This window comes from Bradyrhizobium xenonodulans, from assembly GCF_027594865.1.
Lineage (GTDB): Bacteria > Pseudomonadota > Alphaproteobacteria > Rhizobiales > Xanthobacteraceae > Bradyrhizobium > Bradyrhizobium xenonodulans.
Genome location: NZ_CP089391.1, coordinates 7683469 through 7700123, shown reverse-complemented (window position 1 = coordinate 7700123; position 16655 = coordinate 7683469). Strand labels below are relative to the sequence as shown.

14 protein-coding genes and 1 tRNA gene are annotated in these 16655 nt (G+C 64.3%); 5 read left to right on the top strand and 10 right to left on the bottom strand.

The genetic code is table 11. From position 1 onward, the window contains the following. Nucleotides 1-7 precede the first annotated feature (7 nt). The 3 genes from I3J27_RS36325 to I3J27_RS36315 form a co-directional block, all read right to left on the bottom strand. On the bottom strand, nt 8-619 hold the full coding sequence (locus tag I3J27_RS36325) for a glutathione S-transferase family protein (protein ID WP_270163607.1): 612 nt from the start codon (nt 617-619) through the stop codon (nt 8-10). 136 nt (nt 620-755) lie between these two features. Continuing rightward, nucleotides 756-1598, bottom strand: a complete 843-nt coding sequence (locus I3J27_RS36320) for a fumarylacetoacetate hydrolase family protein (protein ID WP_270163606.1) — start codon at nt 1596-1598, stop codon at nt 756-758. 199 nt (nt 1599-1797) lie between these two features. Continuing rightward, a complete protein-coding gene (locus I3J27_RS36315; protein WP_270163605.1) occupies nt 1798-2646 on the bottom strand; it encodes an MBL fold metallo-hydrolase in 849 nt (282 codons plus the stop codon). A 134-nt stretch (nt 2647-2780) separates the two neighbouring features. Between I3J27_RS36315 and I3J27_RS36310 the strand changes: the two genes are divergently transcribed. After that, complete coding sequence (locus tag I3J27_RS36310) at nt 2781-3212, top strand: DUF3775 domain-containing protein (RefSeq protein WP_270163604.1); 432 nt, start codon at nt 2781-2783, stop codon at nt 3210-3212. Nucleotides 3213-3216: 4 nt separating this feature from the next. Here I3J27_RS36310 and I3J27_RS36305 read toward each other — a convergent pair whose 3' ends face one another. From I3J27_RS36305 to I3J27_RS36295, 3 genes are all read right to left on the bottom strand, one after another. Further along, on the bottom strand, nt 3217-4206 hold the full coding sequence (locus I3J27_RS36305) for an NADPH:quinone reductase (RefSeq protein ID WP_270163603.1): 990 nt from the start codon (nt 4204-4206) through the stop codon (nt 3217-3219). 163 nt (nt 4207-4369) lie between these two features. Beyond that, on the bottom strand, nt 4370-5152 hold the full coding sequence (locus tag I3J27_RS36300) for an SDR family oxidoreductase (RefSeq protein WP_270163602.1): 783 nt from the start codon (nt 5150-5152) through the stop codon (nt 4370-4372). Nucleotides 5153-5277: 125 nt separating this feature from the next. Further along, nucleotides 5278-5790 (bottom strand): CvpA family protein, encoded by a 513-nt coding sequence (locus I3J27_RS36295; RefSeq protein ID WP_270163601.1) that lies wholly within the window; start codon nt 5788-5790, stop codon nt 5278-5280. Between the two features lie 108 nt (nt 5791-5898). On the opposite strand from I3J27_RS36295, the gene I3J27_RS36290 reads away from it, so the two are divergent. Next, nucleotides 5899-6660 carry an SDR family oxidoreductase gene (locus I3J27_RS36290; RefSeq protein ID WP_270163600.1) on the top strand — a complete coding sequence of 254 codons (762 nt, stop codon included), beginning with the start codon at nt 5899-5901 and terminating at the stop codon, nt 6658-6660. A 9-nt stretch (nt 6661-6669) separates the two neighbouring features. Here I3J27_RS36290 and I3J27_RS36285 read toward each other — a convergent pair whose 3' ends face one another. Next, nucleotides 6670-8262, bottom strand: a complete 1593-nt coding sequence (locus tag I3J27_RS36285; RefSeq protein ID WP_270163599.1) for a GMC family oxidoreductase — start codon at nt 8260-8262, stop codon at nt 6670-6672. 218 nt (nt 8263-8480) lie between these two features. Beyond that, nucleotides 8481-9938, bottom strand: coding sequence for a coniferyl aldehyde dehydrogenase (locus I3J27_RS36280; protein ID WP_270163598.1), 1458 nt, complete (start codon nt 9936-9938; stop codon nt 8481-8483). Between the two features lie 311 nt (nt 9939-10249). Here I3J27_RS36280 and I3J27_RS36275 point away from each other — a divergent pair. Further along, nucleotides 10250-10326: transfer RNA gene (locus tag I3J27_RS36275), tRNA-Met, on the top strand. 262 nt (nt 10327-10588) lie between these two features. Beyond that, a complete protein-coding gene (locus I3J27_RS36270; RefSeq protein ID WP_270163597.1) occupies nt 10589-11488 on the top strand; it encodes an alpha/beta fold hydrolase in 900 nt (299 codons plus the stop codon). Between the two features lie 25 nt (nt 11489-11513). Here the strand turns inward: I3J27_RS36270 and I3J27_RS36265 are convergent, their stop codons facing one another. Further along, the gene (locus I3J27_RS36265; RefSeq protein WP_270163596.1) at nt 11514-12551 is read right to left on the bottom strand and encodes a thermonuclease family protein; all 1038 of its coding nucleotides are present in this window, start codon (nt 12549-12551) and stop codon (nt 11514-11516) included. A gap of 279 nt (nt 12552-12830) precedes the next feature. Beyond that, a complete protein-coding gene (locus I3J27_RS36260) occupies nt 12831-13322 on the bottom strand; it encodes a hypothetical protein (RefSeq protein WP_270163595.1) in 492 nt (163 codons plus the stop codon). Nucleotides 13323-13571: 249 nt separating this feature from the next. Between I3J27_RS36260 and I3J27_RS36255 the strand changes: the two genes are divergently transcribed. Beyond that, nucleotides 13572-16628, top strand: coding sequence for an ATP-binding protein (locus I3J27_RS36255; protein WP_270163594.1), 3057 nt, complete (start codon nt 13572-13574; stop codon nt 16626-16628). Nucleotides 16629-16655: the final 27 nt, after the last annotated feature.

Genomic DNA, 16655 nt, shown 5'->3' with positions numbered 1-16655 from the left:
GTCGCCGCTACGCGGCCGGCGGCACCGAGATCTTGACGGAGGGCCTCTCCAGCATCTTCTGGTGGAAGGCGTCGAGCTTCGGATAGGCCTTGCGCCAGCCGCAATCGGCGAAGCGGAAGTCGGCATAGCCGAGCACGCAGACGAGGCCGATCTGCGAGATGTCGAACGGGCCGTTCAGGACATCGGGCATGTTCTCGAAGCGCGCCATGCCGGTCCAGGCCCGGTTCCAGTGGTCGTCCGACCACGCCTGCCATTGCAGGCCCTGCGGCCGCACCATTTTCTCGTAGCGGCACAGCAGCATGGAATCGAGCATGCCGTTGATCAGCGAGTGATTGGTCTTGGCCTTCCAACGGCGCGGACCGTAATCCGGGATCAGGCTGCCGCCGGCCATCTCGTTGAGATATTCGACGATGACGTAGGAATCCAGAATGACATCGCCGTCATTGGTGATCAGCACCGGCAGCTTCTTCAGCGGCGTGATCTTCGAATAGTCCTCGTTGACCGTGCCCGGTGCGACGGTTGCGGGCGTCAGCTCGATCTTGTCGATCAGCCCGAGCTCGATCGCGGCGATACGCACCTTGCGGGCAAAGGGCGAGGCGGGGGAGAAGGAGAGTTTCATGGGAATATCCTGCGGGTGACCGGCAGTTATTTTCGTCATTGCGAGCGAAGCGAAGCAATCCAGGCTGTCTCTGTGGAATTAGTCTGGATTGCTTCGTCGCTTCGCTCCTCGCAATGACGGGGAGAGGGCGGGGGCCTTACGCCACGATGATCTCCTGCCTCTGCTCGCCGAGGCCTTCGATGCCCAGCGTGACGACGTCGCCGACATTGAGGAAGGTCGGCGGCTTCATGCCGAGGCCGACGCCGGGCGGCGTGCCGGTGGTGATGATGTCGCCCGGCAGCAGCGTCATGAACTGCGAGACATAGGAGATGCACTTGGCCATCGAGAAGATCATGGTCTTGGTCGAGCCGGTCTGGCGGCGCTGACCATTGACGTCGAGCCACATCGACAGATTCTGCACATCCTTGATCTCGTCCTTGGTGGCGAGCCACGGGCCGACCGGGCCGAACGTGTCGTGCGACTTGCCCTTGGTCCACTGGCCGAGGCGCTCGGTCTGGAAGGCGCGCTCGGAGACGTCGTTGCAGACGCAGTAGCCGGCGACGTAGTCCAGCGCGTCCGCTTCCGAGACATACTTGGCGCGGGTGCCGATGATCGCGGCGATCTCGACCTCCCAGTCGAGCTTGGTCGAGCCGCGCGGCTTCTCGACCGCGTCGTTCGGGCCGGACAGCGAGGTGTTCGCCTTCATGAAGATGATCGGCTCGGTCGGGATCGCTGCTCCCGTTTCCTTGGCATGGTCGCTGTAATTGAGGCCGATGGCGACGAATTTCGAGATGCCGGTGACAGGCGCGCCAAAGCGGGGCTTGCCGGAGACAGCGGGCAGCGAGGCGGGGTCGAGGCCCGCCAGCTTCTTCAGGCTGTCAGGCGAATAAGCTTCGCCCGTGAGGTCCTTCACATGCGCCGACAGGTCGCGCAATTGACCGGATTTGTCGATCAGGCCGGGCTTTTCCGCACCCTTTTCGCCATAACGAACAAGCTTCATTCTCGTTTCTCCCTGGGATGGACCGATCGGTTGAACAGCTTCATGGAACAGGGCGGCGGGAAATTCAACCGCTCAGAGCGGGGTGCATTGCAGCCCCTCTTTTGTAGGGTGGGCAAAGGCGCATAGCGCCGCGCCCACCGGTTCTTTTAGCGCCCCCTGAATGGTGGGCACGCTTCGCTTTGCCCACCCTACGGCAGCATCATCCCAGCGCCACGAACCTGAACGCGTCCCCATCCCGCTTGATATGTCCGGCCGAATAATGCCCGCCGATCACCAGCGTCGGCGTGTCGGCAAAGCGCGAGAACACCTTGCGCCGGGTTGCCGCCGACTGCGCGGGATCGCTATCGACGAGCGAGCTCCAGTCGAGATGGGCCATCTGGCAGGGATGATGGGCGACGTCGCCGGTGAGCAGGCCCTGCTCGCCGCCGGACTCGATCAGGACGCTCATGTGCCCGGGACTGTGGCCGGGGGTCGGGATCAGGCTGATCTCCTCGCAGAGCCGGTGGTCGCTCGGGATCAGCTCGGCCTGGCCGGCATCGACGACCGGCTTCACGGAATCGTCGAACACCGCGACCTTGTCGGGCTCGGCGGTGTAATCGCGCCAATACTCATATTCGGTCTTGCCGAACAGATAGCGCGCCTTGGGAAATGTCGGCACCCATTTGCCGCCGACGAGCATCGTGTTCCAGCCGACATGGTCGACATGAAGATGCGTGCACAGCACGGTGTCGATGCTGTCAGGGGGAAAGCCCGCCGCTGTCATGGTCTCCAGAAACGGCGTGCTGCGGTTATTCCAGACCGGGACGCTGCGGCCCTGCTTGTCGTTGCCCAAGCCCGTATCGACCACGATGCGGCGCGTCGGTGTTTCGACCACCAGCGAATGGATCGACATTTTCAGCCGGCCCTCTTCGGTGGCAAAATGCGGCATCAACCAGGGCAGCTTCCGGATTTCGTCGTTGGTCGCTGCCGGCAGGATGAAGCGGGTCGAGCCGACCGTCTCCATTTCCACGATCCTGGTGATCTTGACGTTGCCGACCGTCCAGTGCATGCGGTGCGCCCTCAATTTTCTTGCTTTCGCGAAAGATGCGGCCTTCCGCCGTCGAAGGCAATGGATCATCTGTCGCGATGTTGCGTTATCGCAGGAACCCGGACCAGCAAGAACCACGATCCAAGGGGAAACCCATGCCAGAGCTCGCCATTTCTGCCGAGAAAGTCGCCTTCATCATCGAGAAGGCGCGCGAATTCGACGTCAAGGAAGCCGCGTCCGATCCGGACTCGGGGTCCAACCCTTCCGACGATGACGAGATCGACGTGCTGGAGGACACCAATTCCGATCCGGTCGCAGCCGAGCTCTCCGGCTTCATCCATGCGCTGAACGAGGACGAGCAGCTCGACCTCGTCACGCTGATGTGGCTCGGACGCGGCGATGGCGACGTAGAGGAGTGGGACGATTTGCGCGCCCGCGCTATCGAGGCGCGCGCCGAATACAAGGCGCCCCGGCGCGAAGCGGTGAAATATCTGCTGGGCGAGCCGATGTTGGGCGACTTGTTGGCCGACGGCATGGACGAACTCGGCATTGACTGGACCGACGAGCGGACGACACCCGTCGTATGAGCAGCTAGCGCGCGCAATCGACGATCACGGTGCCGAGCTTGTCGCCCTTCTCGACGGCGAGATGTGCCTGCGCCGTGTCCGATAGCGCGAATTGCGCCGCGACATTGTGGATGCGTGGCCCCGCTGCCAGCCACTTTGTGAGGTCGGCTTGCGCGGCGGCGAGCAACGTCGGCGGCAATGCGAACAGCACCAGCGCACGCAGGTTGATGCACTTTTCCATCAGTTCGCGCATCGGCACCGTGGGTGTGCGGTTGCCGTTGGTGGCATAGACCGCAATGGTCGAATTGACCGCCATCAGCTTCAGCGTGGTTGCGATGTTGCCGCCGAAATCGACATCGACTACATGATCGACACCGCGGCCGCCGGAGAAGGCAAGGGCCTTTGCGACGGCGTCCTCGTCCTTATAGTTGACCACGAGATCGGCGCCCGCCCGCCGCGCCTGCTCGCCCTTCATCGCCGAGCTGACGGTCGCGATCACCTGCGCGCCACCCCATTTGGCGAGCTGTACCGCATAGTGCCCGACCGCGCCGGCACCTCCGGTGACGAGCACGGTCTTGCCGACGATCGGCCCATCCGCAAACAGCGAGCACCACGCGGTCATCGCGGGAATGCCGAGTGTGGCGCCTTGCGCGAAAGAAAGATTGTCCGGCAACGGCGTCACCAACTGCTCGGCGAGCGCGATATATTCGGCCGCCGTGCCGAAGGCGCGGCCGTTGCGCTGGCCGTTGAACAGCCAGACGCGATCACCGACCTTGAAGCGCGTCACGCCATCGCCGACCTGGTCAACAAAGCCTGCGCCATCGCTGTTCGGGATCACGCGCGAAAATTCCATCGCGCGATAGCTGCCGCCGCGCCGGCCGACATCGGCCGGATTGACGCCGGAGGCTTCCAGGCGAATGCGAACTTCGCCTGGACCCGCGACCGGCGTCGCCATCTCACCATAGGTGAGAACGTCCGCCGCCGGTCCCGTCTGCTCGTACCAGACCGCTCTCATCTGGGGCCCGCTTTCCGAAGTTCGTGAACCATTGCTGCTACCTCGAACGCGAACTTCGGAAAGCGGGCCCCAGAAAGAAATCAAAAGCTCTAGTGCCGCTTATCGATTTGAAGCTCCTGAAAGGACGCGCGGCCTACACCGCAGGAGCTTCAAATCGGCGGCACTAGAGCGTTCCGGGGAAAGCGCCGCCATCGAGCAGGATGTTCTGCCCGGTGATGAAGCCGGCCTTGGCGCCGCACAGGAACGCGCAGGCATAGCCGAATTCGTCGGGCTGGCCGAAACGGCCGGCGGGGTTGAGCTTGGCGCGCTCGGCCAGGATCTGCTCCGGCGTGACGCCACGCTTGTCGGCTTCGCCCTTCGCGGTGCTGGTCAGACGATCCGTCTCGAACGGGCCCGGCAGCAGGCCGTTGATGGTGACGTTGTTGATCACGGTCTTGCGCGACAGGCCGGCGATGAAGCCGGTGAGACCGGCGCGCGCGCCGTTGGAGAGGCCGAGGATGTCGATCGGCGCCTTCACCGCGGCCGAGGTGATGTTGACGATGCGGCCGAACTTGCGCGCCATCATGCCGTCCACCGTCGACTTGATCAGCTCGATCGGGGTGAGCATGTTGGCGTCGATCGCCTTGATCCAGTCGTCGCGGGTCCAGTTGCGGAAATCGCCGGGCGGCGGGCCGCCAGCATTGTTGATCAGGATATCCGGCTCGGGGCAGGCCTTCAGCACGGCCTCGCGGCCGGCGGGCGTCGTGATGTCGCCGACGATCTCGGTCACCTTGACACCAGGATAGGCCTTGCGGATTTCGTCGGCCGTCTTCTTCAAGGCTTCGGCGCCGCGCGCCGTCAGCGTGACGTCGACGCCGGCTTCGGCCAGCGAGATGGCGCAGGCGCGGCCGAGGCCCTTGCTGGATGCGCAGACGATGGCGCGGCGACCTTTGATCCCAAGATCCACAGTTTCACTCCCGTAATGTCAGGCAGGTTTTGGATGGCGGCTACTGTAGCCAAACCCGGTGGCCCTGATAAGGGATGGGCCCGCGTCAAAATGCATGGCGCGCGCTGCGGCGATGCAAATGCGGACTAGATGCGCCGTTCCTGCTTGAGGCGGTCGATCGCTGCGGCGGCCTCCGGCGGCAATGTCTTGAAGCCCATCCGGCCGGCGGCGGAGAACAACGGCCGCAGATGCGAGCCGGCGAGGAACGGCGGCTGGCGGTTGGCTGGCACGATCTGGTCGAACACCAGCACCAGCGTGGTGGCGACGAGACAGACCCTGACGGCGCCGAGCGCGGCGCCGCCGAGCCGGTCGCCGATGCCGGCCTCACGGATCGTGTCGCTCAGCGCGAGGCGACCGATATATCCGAACAGCATGCCGACCACCACGAAGATGCCGAAGAACCAGATCCAGTTCTGAAGGAACGGCGAATTCGGATTGCCGGCGACCTGCGGCACGATCAGCGGCATCAGCGCGACGGCGATGGGGGCGGCGAGGAGATAGGCGAGGATGGTCATGGCGCTGCCGAGCAGGCCCGTTCTGAAACCGAAGCCGATCGCGATGGCGAACGCCGCATAGACCGCGAGATCGAAACTGTTCATGAGCGTGAGCCCTGCCGGTGGAACGAATGAACGCCGGACCGATCATTCCGGTTTCAGATCGCTAAAATCGTCTGTATTGATGGGCTCCAAAAGCTCGGGAACAGTGTCATGTCAGACCTATTCGACGTCAGTCAAGAAACCATCCTCGTGACGGGCGCGAGCCAGGGATTGGGGCGGCAATTTGCCCGGGTTCTGGCGGCCAATGGCGCGGCGGTCGCACTCGCGGCGCGGCAGTCCGACAAGCTGAGGAGCCTGGAACAGGAGATCCGCGGCAAGGGCGGCCGCGCTGCCGCCGTCGCGCTCGACGTCACCGACACCGCGTCGATCGCGAAAGCGGTCGATGCCACGGAAGCCGCGCTCGGCCCGGTCACGGTGCTGATCAACAATGCCGGCATCGCGATCGAGAAGCTCGCGACCGAGCAGACCGAGGCCGATTGGGACGCCGTGATCGGCGCCAATCTCAAGGGCGCGTATTTCCTCGCGACCGAGGTCGCGCGGCGCATGATCGCGCGCAAGCAGGAAGGCAACATCGTCAACATCGCCTCCGTGCTCGGCACCGGCGTGCTCAAGGCGGTCTCGCCCTATGCGATCTCCAAGGCCGGCATCCTCCAGGCGACCAAGGCGATGGCGCTGGAGCTCGCCGGGCAAAACATCCGCATCAACGCGCTCGCGCCCGGCTATATCGACACCGAGATGAACCACGCCTTCTGGTCGACGCCGGCAGGTGAGCGACTGGCCAAGCGCATCCCGCAGCGCCGCGTCGGCGCCGAGTCCGATCTCGACGGCGCGATCCTGCTGCTGGCCTCGAAGGCGTCGCGGTATATGACGGGGAGCGTCATCACCGTCGACGGTGGTTTCCTGCTGACTTGAGCTCTTTCTTCACCGCGCCTCCGCTCGGATCATATCCGCCGCCTTCTCCCCGATCATGATCGTCGGCGCATTGGTGTTGCCGCCGATCAGCGTCGGCATGATCGACGCATCGACGACGCGCAAACCGTCCACGCCGTGCACCTTCAATGCCGGATCGACCACGGCCATCGCATCCGTGCCCATCTTGCAGGTGCCGACGGGATGATAGACCGTGTCGACGCGTTCGCGCAGGATGGCGCGGATGTCGTCGTCCGTTTTCACGCCAGCCGTGAACATGTCTTTCTTCTGCAACGCGCGCAGCGCAGGCGTCTCCATTAGCCGTCGCGTGGTCTTGAAGCCCGCCACCATCGCCTCGAGGTCCTCCGCCTCGCCGAGAAAGTTCGGATCGATCATGGGCGCGGCGAGCGGATCGGCGCTTTTCAGCCCTACGCTGCCGCGGCTCTTCGGCCGCAGCAGGCAGACATGGCACGAGAAGCCCGCCTCCTTGTGCTTTTTGCGGCCATGGTCGTCGAGCATCGCGATGACGAAGTGCAGCTGGATGTCGGGTACGTCGAGGTGGGCCTGCGTCTTCAGGAAGCCGCCGCACTCGGCGAAATTGGTGGTGATCAGGCCGCGTCGCTCGCGTCGGTATTGCCGGATGGCGCGGAGCAGGGACGGCAACCGGCCAAGCGATGCGTGAACGAAGTGCGGATAGTCCGAGGCGTAGACGAACACGAAATCCGGATGGTCCTGCAGATTGCGCCCGACGCCCGGTAAATGATGCACGACGCCAATGCCGTGCGTACGAAGGGCATCGCCATCGCCGATGCCCGACAACATCAGCAAGTGCGGTGACTGGAAGGCGCCGGCGGCGAGGATCACCTCGCGGCGGGCGCGCAGCTGCCTTGTCTGCTTGCCCTGCACATATTCGACGCCGACCGCGCGCCCGCCTTCGAACAGGATCTTTGTTGCGTGTGCCCCCGTCTCGATGCGCAGATTCGCGCGCTTGCCGATGTGGGGCTGCAGATAGGCGCGCGCCGCGCTCCAGCGCTCGCCCTTGTGCTGCGTCACCTGGTAGCTGCCGAGCCCTTCGTGGCCCTCTTCATTGAAGTCCTCGCGGATGCGGAACTGCGCCTCGCGCGCGGCCTGATGGAAGATGTCATGGATCGGATTGTTCGAGCGCAGCCTGTTGACGTGCAGCGGGCCGCCCTTGCCGTGATACGCGCCGTCGAAATCGGCGTTGTTCTCCGAGCGCTTGAAATAGGGCAGCACGTCCGCGTACGACCAGCCTTCATTGCCGAGCGAGGCCCAGTGGTCGTAGTCCCATTTGTGGCCGCGGATGTAGACCATGGCGTTGATCGCGGAGGAGCCGCCGAGGCCCTTGCCGCGCGGTTGATAGCCGATACGGCCGTTCAATCCCTTCTGCGGCACGGTGTCGAAGGCCCAGTTGGCCGCGCTGTATGGCAGGGCGAGCCCGAACGGCGTGGTGATCCGCCAAGTGTCGTTGCGTCCGCCGGCATCGAGCAGCGCCACGGACGTCGCCGCATCCTCCGACAGCCTTCCTGCCACCGCGCAGCCGCCGGAGCCCGCGCCCACGACGACGAAATCGAATGTGTCCGTCACTGATGTTTCCCCCTGCGAGTCTTTTTGTTGGTTTCGTTATTGCGAGCGCAGCGAAGCAATCCAGACTTTCCATTCCTCATCCTGAGGAGCGCGGAACGCGCGTCTCGAAGGATGAAGGCCCCGCTGGTGGCCTCGCCCTTCGAGACGCGCGCCCTCGGCGCGCTCCTCAGGGTGAGGGTCTCTTCTGGATGCTTCGCTGCGCGCGCAATGACGGATAGCTACGACATGAACCGCATCAACTTCTCCAGTCGCGCGATCTTGCCGCCATAGGGCGGATAGAGATCGGCGAGGCGGTTGAACTTGGAGCGATAAAACACCGGCTTCAGCTTGCTGAACGTGCGAAAGCCCCATTCGCCGTGATAGGCGCCGGTGCCGGACGCGCCGACGCCGCCCATCGGCTGGTTGATCTGGGTGAAGTGGAACAGGCAGTCGTTGACGGTGACGCCGCCGGAGATGGTGCGCGCCAGCACCTCGTCGCGCGCGTCGCGGTCCTTGCCGAACCAGTACAGCGCCAGCGGCCGGTCGCGGCGGTTGACGAAGGCGATCGCCTCTGCCGCCTCGCGATAGCCGAGCACCGGCAGCACCGGCCCAAAGATCTCCTCCTGCATCGCCGCCATGTCTTCGGTCGCGCCGACGATCAGCGTCGGCGGGAATTTGCGGTGTGCCTTCCAGTTGGGATCGTCGGGCCTCGCCGGTTGCAGGATCTTTGCACCGCGCTGTGCGGCGTCGGCGACGAGACCTTCCAGCCGGGCATAATGCCGGTCGGAGATCACGGAGGTGTAGTCCTTGTTGGCCGGATCGGTGCCGAACATGCGGCGCATGTGCGCGCGCACCTTTTCGGCAAACGCTTGCAACGAACGCTCCGGCACCAGCACGTAGTCCGGCGCGATGCAGGTCTGCCCCGCATTGAGCAGCTTGCCGTAGGCGATGCGCTCGGCCGCCTCTTCCAGATCGGCCGAGGCATCGATGATAGCAGGCGACTTGCCGCCGAGCTCGAGGGTGACAGGCGTGAGATTGCGCCCCGCGGCCTCCGCGACCAGCCGGCCGACCCGGGTCGAGCCGGTGAAGACGAGGTGGTCGAACGGCAGGTGTGCGAAGGCTTTTGCGACCTCGTCCTCGACGCCGGTCACCAGCATTTCGGTGGCATCGAATTTTTGCGCGACCGTCTCCCGCAGCAGCGCCGCGAAGTGCGGCGAGAGCTCGCTGGGCTTGATGATGATGCGATTGCCGGCGGCGAGCGCGCCGATCGCGGGTGCGAGCGTGAGCTGGAGCGGATAATTCCAGGGCGCGATGATGCCGACCACGCCGAGCGGCTGCGGCATCAGCCGGTTGCGCGCGGGCAGGAACTGGAGCGCGGTCGCCACGCGCTGCGGCGCCATCCAGCCCTTCAGATGCTTTGTGGCGTGACGGATCTCGGAGAACACCAGCAGCGTCTCGGCGATGGTGGTCTCGACCGCCGAGCGGTGGCCGAAATCGGCCGAGATTGCCTGGCGGAAACGCTCCTCGTTGTCCGCGACCACAGTGCGCAGCCGCGCCAGCCGGTCGAGCCGTGCGGCAAGATCGGGCGCCGGCTCGTCCCGCGACCGCGCCACCATGGCGCGGAAGGCGTCTTCGAGGACGCGGAGCGGGGCGCTCGGCGGGGATCGGTCCGGGGCTTGGTCCAAGATCTGGTCCATGCCGCTCCTCCCTGAAATGGCGTTTGTCGCCAAGGTTTTGTTGCCGCAAGCTGGCCCTTTGCGGAACTTCTGGCAAGGGCGTGCCAAACGGACCTGAAATCAGTCGGTTCGGCTGTCATAAAGTCGAAAAAAACGTCCCCGCAGCCCTTTCCAAAGGCAGCCCGCCTTGTTACATACGCCCCGCACCCGACGGGCTTTGCCCGGGGTTGCCTTCCAAGGAAGCCTTTGGGACGGACGAAGCAAGCCACGCGAACAGCGTCGGCCTCACCTCACCGTCCCCGGCGTTTCGGCGAAGGCAAAGCACGATTTAACGCGGGGTGGAGCAGCCCGGTAGCTCGTCAGGCTCATAACCTGAAGGTCATAGGTTCAAATCCTATCCCCGCAACCAAGTTCGGATTTCACCGGATCCGATACGAAAATGGCCCGCATCGCGCGGGCCATTTTTGTTTTGGCAGGTCCAAGATCGCGCTTGTCCGTTTCGGCCAAACCGCCGCGCCCAAAGCATGACAAAGCTCTTCGCTGCTCCCTTGGCGCACGTGCCGGGCACAAGGACGACCAGGAACTCAAGAGCCATCCAAAGCGTCAACATGGATCACCGGACCCATCCCATACTCGCTTTTTGGTTTCTGTCGTTCGGAAGGACCGGTCCAATGAAGTTCGAGGAATTCGTCGCCGCCGATGTCCAGGCCGAGGAAGCACGCATCTTCATCCGTCGGGCCGGTTCAGGACCGGCCGTTCTCCTGTTACATGGATTTCCGCAGACCCATCTGATGTGGCGCGGCGTTGCGCCATTGCTTGCTGAGCACTTTACCGTGGTCTGCGCCGATCTTCGCGGATATGGCCGCAGCAGCTGTCCTCCCTCCAGGCCGGACCACGCGCCATACGCAAAGCGCGCGATGGCAAAGGACATGGTGTCCGTCATGACGAAGCTTGGCTTCGACCGTTTCTCGGTTGCGGGCCATGACCGCGGTGGCCGTGTGGCCTACCGGCTCGCGCTCGACCATGGCGAACGCGTGGAGCGGCTTGCAGTCCTCGACGTCGTCCCGATCGCCGATGCCTGGGAACGCGCCGACAAGAACCTGACGGTCGGCTATTGGCCGTGGTCGTTGCTTGCGCAGCCGGAGCCGCTTCCCGAGCGGCTATTGTCGGCGGCTCCCGATGCCGTCGTCGACAATGCGCTCCATGGCTGGGGGTCCGCAGCGGACAGTTTCAGTCCGGCGGTCCGGGCCGCCTATGTCGAAGCGTTGAGCGATCAGGCACATGTTCACGCGATCTGCGAGGAATACCGCGCGGCCGCGACGGTTGATCACGAGCACGATTCGGCGGACCGCAATTCCGGTCGCCGGATCGGTTGTCCCGTCCTCGTCCTCTGGAGCGGCCACGGCCCGTTGGCTTCGTGGTATGCGAGCGAGGGTGGCCCCTTGGGGCTGTGGCGGCGCTGGGCGGATGACGTGGAAGGAAAGGCGCTCGACGGAGGGCACTTCTTCCCGGAGGAGCATCCGCAACAGACCGCACACGAGCTGAACCGGTTTTTCCGCGGCGCCAGCTAGTTGCGCGTCGAATTCAAGGCTCTTTTCAAAACTCCGTAATCGCCTTCCCGTCCGCGCCGACCAGGCTCGACGGCGCTTCGCCGAACACCAGCCCTTCCGGCTGAAACTTGATCGTCTTGCCGCCTTCGACGAACTCCGCGAAATTCCTTGGCGTGGCCGAGTGCACGCCGTTGGTGAGGAAGTCGTCGATCTCGTAGCAGGTGTCGGGCTTGCCGCCGGAGCCTTCGCTCAAGTACTTCTGGAAATTCTGGCTTGTCACCTTGGCCTTCTTGCGCGCCGACCAGTTGGTGTAGCGGCGGTAGAGCTTTGGCAGGATCACGGGGCCCTTGTCGGTCGCGAGCACGCTGGTCTCGTTGATCTTCGGCTCGCGCAGGTCGAAGTCGAAGGCGCCAATCGTCCTGGCGAGGTGCTTCCAGACCAGCAGCTTCTTCGTACGCGCGGTCTTGGTCAGCGCGAGTAAGGCCTTGATCTCGTCGTCGTTCATCGACGAGTAGAACGTCGGATAGGCAAAACCCTGCTCGACCAGCCAGTGGTTGATGTCGACCTCGTGGCCTCCGGCCGTCACCTCGATGTCGCCGACCAGCCTTCCATAGGTGTCGAACACCTCGTTCGGCGCATCGACATGGGTGAACACCCGGCAGGCGAGCGTCGGCCCACCGGCGCCGGAGAGGAAATCATGCAGCGCCTTGCTCGCCGTCGCGCCGAGGAATTGCCGGTAGGAATGCGTGACCTCGTGATAGGCCTGCTTCTTGGCATCCGTCAGCCCCTTCTTCTCGGCGGCCGAGAGCGGCGAGGGCATGTAATGCAGCTCGGGCGCGTCGATGCCCTGGAGACGAATCGTGAGCTTGCCGTTCTTGATCGGCGCCGTATTGGTTCGCCCCTTGACCTTGGCATTGTCGAAGACGTGGGTCGGCTGGAAGGCTGTCTCGTCGTTCTTGCGGAAGCGGATCGCGTCGGGCGCGACATTGACCACGACCTTCGTGGTGTCGGCGTCCGACCGTCCCTCCGGCCAGAACTGCTTGACGTCAATGGTGCCTTCGACCTCCAGCAGTCCAACGGGCATCGGCCGCTCCTCTCGAACGAACGCAACGTGCGCCTCGTTGAGGCGACTCGCGCGCACATGAGCGGCAGCGGATCATCTTCATGCGACAGGCCCGTGACGACAGACGGGACAGGGGCGACACGAAGCGGCTACGGCGACAGCGATAGGTTTCAGCTGACGCAAAGCTGACAACATCGGTCCTGCCGCGCGCAGCCCCAAAAACGAATGGCTCCCGCATGCCGGGGCGTGCGAGAGGCGAAGGCCAGTGATTGTCTTGATCGAGCCGAAGACGGCCGACGTTCAGGATCTGTGCGGACAGACCATCGTCAGATTGAGCAGCGTCGGCTTGTCCGAACCCTTCTTGTATTCCCACTCCAGCCGGATCTCGTGCCGATGCGCGAAAGCATCGCTTGCTGCGTGGGTGATGATTTTGGTCTTCATCGGGATCGGCGGCTCGGAGTTGAAGCATTTCCGGACGCAGGCATCGAGCAGGTCGCATCGGGTCAGGGGAATGACGCCAGGCTCATCCCTGGACAGGGGGACCGTGTTCGGCTGGGTGCTGAGGTCGACGCGGGCCCGGCCCTTTTCCTTGTGCCAATATTTGGCGCTTCCCTGCGGCCAGCTCGATGCCGGGTTCAAAATCAGGTGGTACTGGCCGTATTCCAAAGTCGGCAGGTCGATGTCGTCCGATGCCTTCAGCTTGGCGACGCTCTTTTTCATGTTCGCCAGGGGATAGTAATTGGCGTTCATCAAGTCTCGAAATGCCTTGCCGCTATATACCAGTCCGGCCATCGCCTGTTTCCTCGATATGTCGGTTTGTCAAAATCTGTAGCTGCTGGCCGAAAATATGCGTCATTTGTGGCCAATCGCACAGTTCATTGTGCGCAGGCACGCTACTACTCGGGACGGTACTTCGTCCACTATCCAGTCACATCGCTTATGCCGAGCCCGATTGCCATGCACTTGCCCGTAGGTAATGTTGGGTCGAACGCTTCGCGGGCGTGGGGCGGGACTGCCGAGGCAGTCGTTGAAGGCGCTGGAATGCATTGTTTTGCGTGTCAGTCGGCGATTGGTACGGGCGATAGCTGGTGCTCCAAATGCGGAGCGGCGGTCCGTCAACGCGTCGATCCCGACAGCGAACGGCGGTTCGTGACGATTCTGCGCGCCGACGTCGTCGATTCCACGGGTCTTGTTGCCGAGCTGGAGCCGGAGGAGGCGGTGTCGCGCCTCGAGCCGGCGCTTGCGGCGATGAGAGGCGCGGTGCGCCAGTTCGGCGGCATCGTCAGCAAGGAGCTGGGTGACGGATTGGCCGCGGTGTTCGGCGCCCCGATCGCGGACGACAACCATGCGCCGCTGGCCTGCCATGCGGCCATCGAGCTTGTCCGGCGCGTCGGCGGCCTCGGCGATCCCGGACTTCAGGTCCGGGTCGGCCTCCACTCGGGCCACGTGGTAGCCTACATGGTCGCCAGCGAGTTCTCCAAGGTCTACGAGATCGGTGGGGCCGCCCAGCATCTGGCCGCGCGACTCGAGACCGCGGCCGAGGCGAACCAGATCTACGTCTCCGAAGCCTGCCAGCAACTCGCGGACGGGCACGTCCGCTTTGAATTCCTCGGCCGCAAGGTGCTCCGCGGCTTTGGTGAGCCCCAGCCTGTGTACCGGGTCATGGGCGCGAGCGATCTGTCGAGCTGGCGGGTCCGACGGGCGCGCAGTGTGTCCCGTTTCGTCGACCGCACGACGGAGCGGGCATTGCTGTGGCGCGCTGCGGAAAGAGTGACCGCCGGGCGGCAGACGGTTTTGCTGATGGGCGACGCCGGCATTGGAAAGTCGCGGCTCGCGCATGAGTTCGCGCAGGGCCTCCGGGCCGGAGGTTGGCGGCTGATCGATGCCGAATGCAGCCCGAATCTCCAAGGCGCGCCGTACAGCGCCCTCAAGCGTCTGTTGCTGTCGATCCTCGAGCCGGCCGCAAGGGATCGGACCGGGGCGGACGATCCCAGAGACACGTTGCCGACAGTGCACCAGCGAGCCATAGACTCGGTCCTGGACCTCCCGATTTCCGATCCACAATGGGACGAATTGGAGCCTCACGCGCGCAGTCGCGCGATTTCAGATGCGAGCTGTGCAATCGTCGAAAGCGTCGCCCGTCGCCGGCGCACGATCCTTCTGATCGAGGACCTGCACTGGATCGACCGGGCCAGCGATGCGGTTGTGGCTGCCCTTTCCGGGCTGCGATGCCCCGATTTGCTTGTGCTGCTGACGACGCGCCCGAATGGAATGCCGGTGTGGATCGCGCGCTGCCACGCGGAAATCGTCGCGATGAGACCTCTCGACGACGATTCTGGCCTGGCGATGCTCGCGGACATGCTTGGCCCCGCCACGACCAACGCGGACCTGAAGAACCGGATCATCTCCCATACAGCCAACGTTCCGCTGTTCATCGAGGAAGTCTGCCGCAATCTGAAGGACAGCGGCATGCTCCTTGGCCAGTGGGGTGATCTTTCCCTCGCTCGTCCTGTTGATGAGCTGGGTATTCCCAGCAGCGTTCAGGGTGTGATCGCGGCGCGACTTGATCGCGTATCACGACAGGAACGGTCACTCCTCCAGATCGCCGCGGCGCTTGGACATCGGGCAAACCAGGCCATGCTGCGGAAGGTCGCGGCCTTGCCGGAAGACGTCCTGCAGGATTGCCTGACCGCGCTCGATCGCGCCGAGCTGCTCGTCAGGATCGATAGCGAGTTGGAGGACTCGCTCGAATTTCGGCACGAGATGGTCAGGCAGGTGACCTACGATTCAATGGTCGAAAAGGTGCGCGAAAGCATCCATGCCAGCATATTGGTTGCTCTTGAGAGCGACGCGGATTGGGCCGATGGTCCGGACGCGCTCTGCTATCACGCGACCAGGGCAAAGGACTGGTGGAAGGCGTTTCAACACGGCAGGAGCGCTGCTCGGAAATGTCTGGTTCGCTCGGCCTATGCTGATGCGGTCGACTATTTCGAGATCGCGATGGGATCTCTCGACAAGACTCCGGCGACGGACGCGCGGGAGGTGGACGCCATTGATCTCCGGATGGAGGCGCGGTTGGCCTTCGCCGGATCGGGGCGTGTCGCCGAGGCGCTGGATTTGGGAAGGGAAGCCGAACGGCGAGCCGATGCGATCGGCGACGTTGGACGCAAAGTCGCGGCCATGACCATGAGAGCGGGTGCGCAGAATTTCTATGGAACGCCGGTCGAAGCCGTCGCGATCGGCGAAGACGTCGTGCATCTGGCGGAAAGTTCGGGTAATCCCGCCTGGCGCAACCTCGCGCAGTATGGTCTCGGGCAGGCCTATTTTCTGTCCGGCCGCTACCATGGCGCCGGGAAGATGCTGGCGATGGCCCGCAACCATCTCGCCGAGCCCGCGGCGAGCGCCCCGATCGGCACGACCCCACGGTCTTTGCTCCTCCTCTGCTGCATGATGAACACCATCACCCACACCGTGATGGGCGAGCTCGACGCGGCCGAGCAGCTCCAGCAGCAGGCTGCCGCGATCGCGGAGGAGACGGGGCGGCCCTACGACCGCGTTGCCGCCGCCTATAGCGGTGGCTGGCTGATGCTTGGCCGCAACGAGCCGGCGGCGGCCGCTGCCATTCTCGAAGACGGGTTCGTGCTGGCGCAGAAGCACGGCATCCGGCTGTTCGTGCCGGTGCTCGCCTGCCATCTCGGCATCGCCTATCTGGAGCAGGGGCTGTTCGACCGGGCGCGCGGCATGCTGACCGAGGCGCGCGAGGAGGCGAAGGCGGTCGGCTATACCTCGGCGGTGCTGCGCAGCTCGATCTATCTGGCGCTGGCGACCTGCCGCCTCGGCGATGTCCAGGCCGCTCAGAACATGCTGCGCGAGGCGCGCAACACCGCCCGCCAGCAGGGGTTTTCGGGCCTCGAGGCCGAAGCCTTGTTCGGCGAGGCCGTGGTGACGCCGCCGTCGGATGCGGAGGCCAGAGCGGGCATCCTGGCCGCCCTGCGCGCGAGCATCGCGATCGCCTCCGAGAGTGGCGCGCTGCCGCTCCGGCACAAGGCCGAGGCGATGTTGAACGAGATGGTGGCAAAGGGCGACGAGCTGACCTGACTTTGCCAGCCGGATCCGTCGCTGCAG

Bases quoted from the DNA above. Each gene is read 5' to 3' on its own strand.
- I3J27_RS36305 (WP_270163603.1), bottom strand. From the start codon at position 4,206: ATGAGAGCGGTCTGGTACGAGCAGACGGGACCGGCGGCGGACGTTCTC.
- I3J27_RS36320 (WP_270163606.1), bottom strand. From the start codon at position 1,598: ATGAAGCTTGTTCGTTATGGCGAAAAGGGTGCGGAAAAGCCCGGCCTG.
- I3J27_RS36295 (WP_270163601.1), bottom strand. From the start codon at position 5,790: ATGAACAGTTTCGATCTCGCGGTCTATGCGGCGTTCGCCATCGCGATC.
- I3J27_RS36260 (WP_270163595.1), bottom strand. From the start codon at position 13,322: ATGGCCGGACTGGTATATAGCGGCAAGGCATTTCGAGACTTGATGAAC.
- I3J27_RS36280 (WP_270163598.1), bottom strand. From the start codon at position 9,938: ATGGACCAGATCTTGGACCAAGCCCCGGACCGATCCCCGCCGAGCGCC.
- I3J27_RS36310 (WP_270163604.1), top strand. From the start codon at position 2,781: ATGCCAGAGCTCGCCATTTCTGCCGAGAAAGTCGCCTTCATCATCGAG.
- I3J27_RS36270 (WP_270163597.1), top strand. From the start codon at position 10,589: ATGAAGTTCGAGGAATTCGTCGCCGCCGATGTCCAGGCCGAGGAAGCA.
- I3J27_RS36290 (WP_270163600.1), top strand. From the start codon at position 5,899: ATGTCAGACCTATTCGACGTCAGTCAAGAAACCATCCTCGTGACGGGC.
- I3J27_RS36325 (WP_270163607.1), bottom strand. From the start codon at position 619: ATGAAACTCTCCTTCTCCCCCGCCTCGCCCTTTGCCCGCAAGGTGCGT.
- I3J27_RS36265 (WP_270163596.1), bottom strand. From the start codon at position 12,551: ATGCCCGTTGGACTGCTGGAGGTCGAAGGCACCATTGACGTCAAGCAG.
- I3J27_RS36255 (WP_270163594.1), top strand. From the start codon at position 13,572: ATGCATTGTTTTGCGTGTCAGTCGGCGATTGGTACGGGCGATAGCTGG.
- I3J27_RS36315 (WP_270163605.1), bottom strand. From the start codon at position 2,646: ATGCACTGGACGGTCGGCAACGTCAAGATCACCAGGATCGTGGAAATG.